Below are 2,517 nucleotides of genomic sequence, written 5' to 3'. Positions count from 1 at the left end.
TGACGGCAGGGAAAGCAACGGCGTCACCTGCTCGTCCGGCCCATCCCTGCCCAGCGCGATCATTTCCGCCGGCGCGCCCAATGGCCTGACCGGAAGCTACGATCACGGCCAATCCTATGTGCCGTTCGAGAGCCAGGACAAGCCGGTTCTGCCAGAATAACGACCCCACCGACGCGGTGACGGGCCGCATCGCCCTCATCGGCAGTGGCAACGCCAGCCAGCCCGGCCGCAAGGCCGGGCTCACGGTGTGGGCAGACCACCGATGAAGGCTTGGAGCGCCCGGAAGCATTGTTCCGGGAGATAGGATCAATCTTCGATGCGGGGCAGGCAGGCAAAGTTGATCGTCACGCGCTGTCCCGGATTGTTGTTCGCGAGTGTCACCGTTGCCTCATACACTTCGGCGATTGCCGCGACCAGCGCCAAACCAAGGCCGTCGCCGGGTGTGCCGCTATGATCCAGGCCGGTAGAGCCGGTTGAGCACTTTCTGGTGTTCGTCTTCCGGTATCCCAGACCCGGTATCGGCTACCATCAATTCAGCACGTCCGTTGCTACGGCCTGGTATCCGGCGGCGTATGCGGCGGACGGCATCTCTCACCGTGCCGCATGTAGCGCCTTTGGTCTCAAAGAAGCTGACGGGGCGGCTGTGACCAATGATCACGATGGCAGGAAAGGTGTGCCCGATGGTGTGCCCGATGCGGCAAGATAGGCACAAGATGGTTGCAAACGCAGCCTGTTAAAGCAACAGGTTACGCCTATAACTATATATGTTGTCGGACATCACTTTAAAGAAATTATTTCCTTGTTTTTCATGGGAGGTTGACCGGTCGACACGACCATGTAATAATTTCAATATTGTCGAATTATATTTAATGTAACTGATAAAAAGCAAGCACTCCAGAGAATGAGATGAAGGAGTGCATTGCAAGGGCAATTTTTGAGAGCGTGATATGGCTATGTATATTCAAATCATAAAACCATACATCCCTTTACAGTGCAGTCTCGACACGGAGGCTCAGTTCAGCACTTCGATTGTAAACGCCGCCATTGATGTGCCGGGTGTCGGCGCAGAGGCGCCTGCCTAGAAGTCGCCGCGTTTTCCGGTCGCGCTGACGCGATATTTGCCAAACATTGCTGTTGTAGACGTATGTGGAGTGCCCACTTGCTGGCTTGCGAAGCCACGCCGACGCATCCGCGCGTATTCATCGCCCAGCCGGGCTCCTGTGCCCGCACCGATTTCAAGAGGAGATGCAGACATGGCACGAGACCCAAACCAGACAAACGACCCCGTCAAGTTCGCGCAGGGGCGCGATGTCAAGGAGCAGCCGGAGGCCACCAATAACTCAGGACGGGACGCTTCAAGGGACGTTGACGGAAAGCCTTTTGCCAATGAGCACAAACATTCCACGAACATAAGCGGTGGGCAAAATGCCCAAGCAGCTGGTATTCAGATCATACCACCTGCCGATCCTCTCTATCTCTACCAGACCTATACGCTCGACGTGACGGTCGACCAGACACACCCGGAAGTCTGGGCTGTCTTTTGGACCAGCGGGGCAGAGAGCCCACCGCCAGACGAGGGCAAGTGCGGGCATACGGTCATCTTTGACCCTGATGGTCTCTATCAGGGCTATACGCCCGTAGGCAATTTTCAAGGAAAGATGTCGATCAAGGCGGTCGGGCCAAACACGGATACGACGATCACCATCTATGCGCATTCCGAAGATGCCACACCCATCGGCATCGCCGACCTGAAATTCCTTAAGGCCAAAGCCTCCGACAATCCACCCAAAACAACGCTTGGCCTTTTTACGCTGGATGGGCCACCGCTACCAGCCCCTGGAGGGACTCATCTTGTCAAGGCCGTTTACACCGACGATGTCGGCACGCCTCTTCCCGGAGAGATAACGTGGCAGTTGAACAACACGAGCGCTACGAGCTCCACTATTTTGAGTACGAACCCGACGCAAACGATCGATGACGGCACAACGACAAACGGTATCGATCAAGTCGCGGTACAAAGTGTTTATCGGCTTATTGGCTGTGCAATCTTAACCGCCACCGCTCCGGACGGGGCGAAAGCGCAGCTGTCGTTGGCTGCTACGCAGTATGGCCGCGGTCCGAGCATCACAATTGCCCCGGACGAGACGCAGCAGACATTGACCGCCACTTATTCTGGCGCCGGTACGGAAGTTCTGTGGGAGGCCTTCCCGGCCGACCAGGTTCAGTTCACGAACCGGACTACCCTCGTCGCAAACGGCTCCACGCAGAATACGATCACAGCAAAGGGCGATGGCCCCTTCACGGCCTATATCTCTGCAAGCACCCTCAACGAACAGACGGGCACGCGCGATTACGGCGTTCTGCAACTTACGTTACAGGGCTCCGTCCAGCACGGGATCGGCATCACGGGGACGGATCCGATTCCGCTCTACGCGGCACAGACGCTGACGGCGACGAATGCGAACCCGAGCGACCAGATGAGCGATATCTACTGGTCGGCGGTTCCGTCGGATCCGC

General features: G+C 57.1%; 1 protein-coding gene. It reads left to right on the top strand.

The window, feature by feature from the left end; all coding sequences use genetic code 11:
• Nucleotides 1-1,253 precede the first annotated feature (1,253 nt).
• The coding region (locus DUT91_RS24750; protein WP_147272297.1) for a hypothetical protein at nt 1,254-2,517 on the top strand (1,264 nt) is incomplete at its 3' end.

Source organism: Paramesorhizobium salinisoli (assembly GCF_003335045.1).
In the GTDB taxonomy this organism is placed as follows: domain Bacteria; phylum Pseudomonadota; class Alphaproteobacteria; order Rhizobiales; family Rhizobiaceae; genus Paramesorhizobium; species Paramesorhizobium salinisoli.
This window is presented reverse-complemented; position numbering and strand designations above follow the sequence as displayed.